The sequence below is a fragment of the Aeromonas finlandensis genome, assembly GCF_000764645.1.
Lineage (GTDB): Bacteria > Pseudomonadota > Gammaproteobacteria > Enterobacterales > Aeromonadaceae > Aeromonas > Aeromonas finlandensis.
Window position 1 is genome coordinate 72194 of record NZ_JRGK01000263.1, and the last position, 7222, is coordinate 79415.

General features: G+C 57.9%; 8 protein-coding genes. All 8 read left to right on the forward strand.

Features of this window, described 5'->3' with window-relative positions:
• Positions 1-5 precede the first annotated feature (5 nt).
• The 8 genes from aroB to LD28_RS0114015 all read left to right on the forward strand — a co-directional run bounded on the left by aroB (position 6) and on the right by LD28_RS0114015 (position 7104).
• On the forward strand, positions 6-1088 hold the full coding sequence (gene aroB / locus LD28_RS0113980; RefSeq protein WP_033137565.1) for a 3-dehydroquinate synthase: 1083 nt from the start codon (positions 6-8) through the stop codon (positions 1086-1088).
• Positions 1078-2658: an SPOR domain-containing protein gene (locus LD28_RS0113985; protein ID WP_033137566.1), complete on the forward strand. Its 1581-nt coding sequence runs from the start codon at positions 1078-1080 to the stop codon at positions 2656-2658. Before aroB ends, LD28_RS0113985 begins: the two co-directional genes overlap by 11 nt.
• A gap of 70 nt (positions 2659-2728) precedes the next feature.
• Complete coding sequence (locus LD28_RS0113990; protein ID WP_033137567.1) at positions 2729-3601, forward strand: Dam family site-specific DNA-(adenine-N6)-methyltransferase; 873 nt, start codon at positions 2729-2731, stop codon at positions 3599-3601.
• A 190-nt stretch (positions 3602-3791) separates the two neighbouring features.
• Complete coding sequence (rpe, locus tag LD28_RS0113995) at positions 3792-4466, forward strand: ribulose-phosphate 3-epimerase (protein WP_033137568.1); 675 nt, start codon at positions 3792-3794, stop codon at positions 4464-4466.
• On the forward strand, positions 4453-5121 hold the full coding sequence (locus tag LD28_RS0114000) for a phosphoglycolate phosphatase (protein WP_033137569.1): 669 nt from the start codon (positions 4453-4455) through the stop codon (positions 5119-5121). Before rpe ends, LD28_RS0114000 begins: the two co-directional genes overlap by 14 nt.
• Positions 5122-5163: 42 nt before the next feature.
• Positions 5164-6168, forward strand: coding sequence for a tryptophan--tRNA ligase (gene trpS / locus LD28_RS0114005; protein ID WP_033137570.1), 1005 nt, complete (start codon positions 5164-5166; stop codon positions 6166-6168).
• 117 nt (positions 6169-6285) lie between these two features.
• On the forward strand, positions 6286-6501 hold the full coding sequence (locus LD28_RS0114010; RefSeq protein ID WP_033137571.1) for a hypothetical protein: 216 nt from the start codon (positions 6286-6288) through the stop codon (positions 6499-6501).
• Positions 6502-6522: 21 nt separating this feature from the next.
• Positions 6523-7104, forward strand: a complete 582-nt coding sequence (locus LD28_RS0114015; protein WP_033137572.1) for an aminodeoxychorismate synthase component II — start codon at positions 6523-6525, stop codon at positions 7102-7104.
• Positions 7105-7222 lie beyond the last annotated feature (118 nt).

Genomic DNA, 7222 nt, shown 5'->3' on the forward strand with positions numbered 1-7222 from the left:
CGTCCATGGAACGGTTGAAGGTCGAACTGGGTGAACGCAGCTATCCCATCGAGATAGCTGCCGGGTTGTTGCAGCGCTCTGAAGCGCTGGCATCGACCATCAAGGGCAAGCGGGTGATGATAGTGACCAACACGGTCGTTGCTCCGCTCTATCTTGAACGGGTAATGGCTCTGCTGTCGGGGTTTCAGGTTGAACATCTGATCCTGCCTGACGGCGAGGCATACAAGAACCTGGCGACCTTTGAGCAGATTATGTCTGCTCTGCTTGAAACCAACCATGGGCGCGATACGACACTGATCGCTCTGGGGGGCGGCGTGATCGGGGATGTGGTGGGCTTTGCGGCAGCAAGCTATCAACGTGGCATTCCTTTTATCCAGATCCCGACCACCCTGCTCTCCCAGGTTGACTCCTCTGTCGGCGGCAAAACCGCTGTCAACCACCCTCTCGGCAAGAACATGATTGGGGCTTTTTATCAGCCCAAACAAGTTGTTATCGATACCGAATGTCTGAGTACCTTGCCTGCCCGCGAATTTGCCGCAGGGATGGCCGAGGTGATCAAGTACGGCATCATTTGGGATGCTGATTTCTTCAGCTGGCTGGAGCAGAACATGGTGCGTCTGCAACAGCTGGAACCTGCCGCGCTGGCCTACGCCATCAAACGCTGCTGCGAGATAAAAGCCGATGTGGTCGGTCAGGATGAGACCGAGCACGGCGTCCGTGCGCTGCTCAATCTGGGCCACACCTTTGGCCATGCCATCGAGGCCGAGCAGGGGTATGGTAACTGGCTGCACGGTGAAGCGGTATCAGCTGGCACCATGCTGGCTGCCTGGACTGCGCAGGCCCGTGGCGATATGAGCGATGCGGACGTCGCGCGCGTGCGCGCCCTGCTGCTGGCCGCCAATCTGCCCATTCATGCTCCTGCCGAGATGGATTTCGCCGCCTTTATTCGCCATATGCGCCGTGACAAGAAGGTGCTCGAAGGCAAGCTGCGTCTGGTGTTGCCGGTTGGTATCGGCCATGCGCAGGTGGTGGGTGATGTGTCCGATGCTGAGTTGCTGGCGGTGATCGAGTCTGGTCGTGACGAATAAACTGCTAAAACTTCCTTCCCAGCGGCAGCTGGTTGACCGGCTGCTGCATCTGATTGAATTCAATCACCCCTTCGTTTTTCTCTCCGGTAAACCCGGTTGTGGTCGCGGCACCCTGTGTGAATCCCTGCTCGGCGTGTTGCCGGAAAAAGTGCGGGTAGTGAGCCTGATCGGCACGCCTGCCATGAAGATGGTGGATGTGCGTCAGCTGTTGCTGCCACAGGTGGTGGCGCGGCCGCTGTTCAATCCACAGGATGCGCTGGCGGAGAGCTTCTTTCGCATGCTGGAGGGGAGCAAGCCCGCCACCCTGTTGCTGATGATAGAGCGAGCCGATCAGTTACCGGCCGAACTGCTGGGAGAGTTGTGGGCGATCATCCGTCATAACGATACCCTGGCGGCCCCCCATCAGCTGGCCATTATCGTCTCGGGTAGTGACGTCTGGTGTCGTACGCAACGACCACAACTGAAAGGGCGTGCCATGCCAGCCCTTGAGCTGGAAGTGCCGCCACTGAGTCCGCCCGAACAACGCATCTTCTTGTATGAGAAAGCCAAAGAGCTCAAGATCCCGGCGACCCTCTTGCCCAAGCCGCAAGTGGAAGAGATCCTGAAAACGGCGAACGGACATCCGTCCACCATCATGCAGTTACTGGAGGATATCATGACCGACAGAAGGCCCAAGAAGCGTCAGGCGGAGTTGCCTGTCAAGAAGATTGCCACCGCCATTGCGCTGGTCGCTGGCGGCCTGCTGGCACTGAGCTACCTGCTGCCTGCGCTGTTTGACAATGAAAGCAAACCTGCGCTGCAGGATCCGGCGCAGAGCACAGCATTGCCGATCCCGGTAGCGGGAGGAGATCCCCTTACCGCAGGCGGTTCGAATAACGATACCGCTGCGCAAGGCGCGCAAAACAGCGATGCGACCAGCAATCCCAACGGGGTGGTGAAGGATTGGCAGCCGGAGGCGAAAGTGCTGCCCAAATCGGTGGAGAGCGAAACAGTGACCACCGAATCAACCAATTACGAAGGGCGTCGGGTGGTGATCTCTGACGAGGTCGTGCAAAAGCTGATGTCCGAACCCAAGGTGAGCGGCGCACTGCCTACTGACGTGGAAGACGAGCTGACCGGCAAGAGCCCGAATGGCGTAACCACCAGTGGCGCCGTCGCAACCACTGTCCCTGCCAGTACCACCAAGGCACAGAGCCCGGTGACAACAGCGACGCCTGCGGCCACCACCAAAACCGCCAGCAGCGAGCCGGTTGCCGCGCCTGTACCCCAGGTTGCCCTGACACCGGTCGCCACCTTGAACAAGAAGCCGCGCAACCACTACAGCGTTCAGCTGATGGGGGCGAGCAACACCAAGGCAGTGGATCAGTTTGTCGCCGAGCATGGCTTGGCGGGCAAGGTATGGGTCTATCAGACCAAATTCCGTGGCAGCCCCTGGTATGTGGTGCTGCAAGGGGATTATGCCGGTCTGACCCAGGCCAAGAGTGCCATTCGCAAGCTTCCGCCAGCCTTGCTGAAAGGCCAGCCTTGGCCCAAGTCGTTTGCACAGGTACAAAAAGAGCTGAAGCAATAGCCTTGATACCGGATAAGGGGGTAGAATCGTCCCCCTTTTTGGGTCTTGCCTTCTTACACACCGGATTTCCATGAAAAAAACACGCGCTTTTTTAAAATGGGCCGGGGGAAAATACTCCCTGGTTGAAGAGATTGCCGAGCGCCTGCCGGCCGGGCGTGTGTTGCTGGAGCCCTTCGTCGGGGCCGGATCTGTGTTTCTCAACACCGACTACGACGCGTATGTGCTCAACGACATCAATCCGGATCTGATCTGCCTCTACAACCACCTCAAGCTGACGCCGGACAGTTTCATTGCCGAGGCGCGCAAGCTGTTTGTGGCAGAGCACAACCACAAGGCGGCCTATTACCGGCTGCGCACCCAGTTCAATCAGACCGAAACCACGTTCGAGCGCGCTCTCTTGTTCCTGTTCCTCAACCGTCACGGTTTCAACGGACTGTGCCGCTACAACAAGAAGGGCGGCTTCAACGTGCCGTTCGGTTCCTACAAGAAGCCCTATTTCCCGGAAAAAGAGCTGTGGGCCTTTGCCGAAAAGGCGCAGAAGGCGACCTTTATCTGCGAGAGCTACGCCGATGCCATCAAGCGCGCCGAAGAGGATTGGGTCATCTATTGTGATCCCCCCTATGCGCCGCTCTCCACTACCGCCAGCTTTACCAGCTATGCCTCCGGTGGGTTTACCCTGGATGATCAGGCGATTCTGGCGCGACTGGCGCGTCACACTGCTGCTCACAAAGGGGTGCCGGTGCTGATCAGCAACCATGATATCGAGCTGACTCGAGAGCTCTATCGCGGCGCCCGTCTCGACGAAATTTTGGTCAAGCGCACCATCAGCCGCAACGGTGGCACCCGCAACAAGGTGGCCGAGTTGCTGGCGCTCTATCCCCCCGGCATCGAGCCGGAGCAGGGCTACTACCCCAGCGACAGCGAACTGCTGCCACTGGCGTAACAGACAATACGGCACCCAAGGGTGCCGTTTTTTATGAGCGAGCCCGTGACTGAGGCTGTGCCCCGGAACCCCGGGTGGCTTGGGGGGGGGAGGCTATTGCCCCATTTACCCTGCATTCGAGTCGTTTTCGCCCGCCTTTTACGTTAAAATTGCGCCGCTTTTTCTCCCTGGCTGCCAATGGATGATGCTGATGAAAGACTTTCTGATTGCCCCCTCGATCCTCTCTGCCGATTTTGCCCGTCTGGGTGACGATGTAGCCAAGGTGCTGGCTGCCGGTGCCGACGTGGTTCACTTCGACGTGATGGACAACCACTATGTCCCCAACCTGACCATTGGCCCCATGGTCTGTCAGGCGCTGCGTGACTTCGGTATCGAGGCCCCCATCGACGTGCACCTGATGGTCAAGCCGGTGGATCGCATCATTCCTGATTTTGCCAAGGCCGGTGCTTCTCTCATCACCTTCCATCCGGAAACGTCCGATCACGTTGACCGCTCTTTGGGCCTGATCAAAGAGATGGGTTGCCAGGCGGGTCTGGTTCTCAATCCGGCTACCTCGCTCTCCTGCCTTGAGTATGTGATGGACAAGCTGGACGTGATCCTGCTGATGTCGGTCAACCCGGGCTTCGGTGGCCAGAGCTTCATCCCCGGCACCCTCGACAAGCTGCGTCAGGTGCGTCGTCTGATCGACGAGAGCGGCCGCGATATTCGCCTCGAGATCGATGGTGGGGTGAAGGTCGACAACATTCGTGAAATCGCTGAAGCGGGCGCCGATATGTTCGTCGCCGGCTCGGCCATTTTCAGCCAGCCTGACTACAAGGCAGTGATCGACAAGATGCGTGCGGAGCTGGCTCATGTCACACGCTGAGCGCGCATTTGATTTGGTGCTGTTCGATCTGGATGGCACCCTCATTGACAGCGCCGCCCAGCTGGCGCTGGCAGTCAATCTGACGCTGACCGATCTGGGTCTGGAACAAGCTGATGAAGCCGTTATCCGTACCTGGGTCGGCAACGGAGCCGACAAGCTGATCCAGCGGGCGCTCGCTTATCGCGAGGCTGATCCCGAGCTGTTTGCCAAGGCTCGCCCTGTCTTTTTCCAGCACTACAACGCCTGCCTGCTGCAAGGGCTGGCCATGTATGACGGGGTTGCGCAGAGTCTGCGTCGCTTGCAAACCCTGGGTTACAAGCAGGCGATCGTCACCAACAAGCCGAGCGACTTCGTAGCACCGATCCTCGATGCCCTCGGCATCAGCGATTGCTTCGCGCTCTGGCTCGGTGGCAACTGCGTGCCGGTCAAGAAGCCGAGCCCGGAGCCCTTGCTGCACGCCTGCCAGGAGTTGGGGGTGAGCCCGGCTCGCACCCTGATGGTGGGCGACTCCGAAAACGACGTGCTGGCGGCCAAGGCGGCTGGCATGAAGGTGGTGGGTCTCACCTACGGCTACAACTATGGCCGCCCCATCGCCGATTCCCATCCAGACTGGGTATTCGAGCAGTTTGCCCAGCTCGATGCACTTTTGGTCTAATAGCGCAGCTGGGCTGGCTGAATAACAAGGATTAACACTCTCATGACTAAACCAATCGTATTGAGCGGGGCGCAACCCTCCGGTCAACTGACCATCGGCAACTACATGGGGGCCCTGCGTCAGTGGGTCAACATGCAGGATGAGTACGACTGCCTCTACTGCATCGTCGACCTGCACGCCATCACCACCCGTCAGGACCCGGTTGCCCTGCGCAAGGCCTGTCTGGATGCGGCCGCCCTCTATCTGGCGGTCGGTATCGATCCCAAGAAGAGCACCGTCTTCATCCAGTCTCACGTGCCGCAGCACGCCGAGCTGGGCTGGATCCTCAACTGCTACACCCAGATGGGTGAGCTGTCGCGCATGACCCAGTTCAAGGACAAGTCCGCCCGTTTCGAGAACAACGTCAACGTCGGCCTGTTCGGTTATCCGGTGCTGATGGCCGCGGACATCCTGCTCTATCAGGCCAATCAGGTGCCGGTCGGCAACGACCAGAAGCAGCATCTGGAGCTGACCCGCGACATCTGCACCCGTTTCAACAACCTCTATGGTGAGGTGTTCACCCTGCCAGAGCCCTTCATTCCGACCGAAGGGGCGCGGGTAATGAGCCTGCAGGATCCGACCAAGAAGATGTCCAAGTCGGATGACAACGAGGCCAACTTCATTGGCCTGCTGGAAGATCCCAAGCAGATCGTCAAGAAGATCAAGCGTGCGGTGACCGACTCCGACGAGCCGGCGGTGGTGCGTTTCGATCCGGAAAACAAACCGGGGGTCTCCAACCTGCTGACCCTGATGTCCGGCGTGACCGGCCGCTCCATCCCCGAGCTGGAGCAGCACTTCGAAGGCAAGATGTACGGTCACCTCAAGACCGAGACCGCTGAAGCCGTGGTCGCGCTGCTGGAACCTATTCAGGCCCGTTTCCACGCGTTGCGTCAGGATGAGGCCCATCTGATCGCAATTTTGGCCGAAGGGGCACAAAAGGCGCGCGAAAGAGCTGAAAAAACCCTGACCAGCGTATATGATGTAGTCGGCTTCGTTCCTCGAGCCTGACATACTGGGAAGGTGTAGTAGAAGAGAGCTGGGTATTTGCCTGGCTTTCTTTATTTTCTGCCCGATTATTTGTTTAATTTTTTTAATTCAACCTGGGTAATATCCCCAAGAGTAAGCATGTCTGTTCAACCAACTATTTCTGCTGAAGAGCTGAGTGACAAAGGTCACTGGCTACGTAAATTTCGCAAGGCGAAAAACCTTAATACCCTGCAATTGATGGTCTCCAATGCCATCGACAAACACCATAAAACCCCTGCCGTTGCTGCCGCCATCTATCTGGCCGAGTGTCAGCGTGAACGGGAAATGGAACAGGGTCGTTATCTCGATCGTTAATTCTCCGCTGTTGGTTATCTCATGTTGTTGTTGATCGATAACTACGACTCTTTTACTTGGAACCTGGTGCAATATTTCGGCGCGCTGGGACAAGAGGTTGTGGTCAAGCGCAATGATGAATTGACGCTTGATTCCATAGCGCAGCTCTCCCCCCGTTTTCTGGTGATCTCTCCCGGTCCCTGTACGCCCAATGAGGCGGGGATCTCTCTCGACGCCATTAGCCATTTCGCTGGCAAGCTGCCCATTCTCGGCGTCTGTCTCGGTCATCAATCGCTGGCGCAAGCCTTCGGCGCCCGCGTGGTGCGGGCCCGTCAGGTGATGCACGGTAAAACCTCGCTCATCCGCCATCGGGGTGAGGGGGTGTTCCAGGGGCTCAATAACCCGTTGCGGGTCACTCGTTACCACTCGCTGGTGGTGGAGCGTGAGACGCTGCCAGCGTGTTTCGAGATCACTGCCTGGAGCGAGCATGCCGATGGCTCGTTTGACGAGATCATGGGGCTACGCCACAAGACGCTTCCTGTCGAGGGTGTGCAGTTCCATCCAGAGAGTATTTTGAGCGAGCAGGGTCATCAGTTGCTGGCCAACTTTCTGACGCGTTCATAAAAAGTTGTGATCGCCTTCTCAAGTTTGAGAGAAGGCGAAAAAAATTTCCCTGACACTTTATTCACCCCCTCTCCTGCCCAAATTATCTCTTGCCAAGGCCCCCTGAGTCGTTATGCAA

Coding starts and splice junctions, on each gene's coding strand:
- LD28_RS0113990 (WP_033137567.1), top strand. CDS start 2,729: ATGAAAAAAACACGCGCTTTTTTAAAATGGGCCGGGGGAAAATACTCC.
- LD28_RS0114010 (WP_033137571.1), top strand. CDS start 6,286: ATGTCTGTTCAACCAACTATTTCTGCTGAAGAGCTGAGTGACAAAGGT.
- aroB (WP_033137565.1), top strand. CDS start 6: ATGGAACGGTTGAAGGTCGAACTGGGTGAACGCAGCTATCCCATCGAG.
- LD28_RS0114000 (WP_033137569.1), top strand. CDS start 4,453: ATGTCACACGCTGAGCGCGCATTTGATTTGGTGCTGTTCGATCTGGAT.
- trpS (WP_033137570.1), top strand. CDS start 5,164: ATGACTAAACCAATCGTATTGAGCGGGGCGCAACCCTCCGGTCAACTG.
- rpe (WP_033137568.1), top strand. CDS start 3,792: ATGAAAGACTTTCTGATTGCCCCCTCGATCCTCTCTGCCGATTTTGCC.
- LD28_RS0114015 (WP_033137572.1), top strand. CDS start 6,523: ATGTTGTTGTTGATCGATAACTACGACTCTTTTACTTGGAACCTGGTG.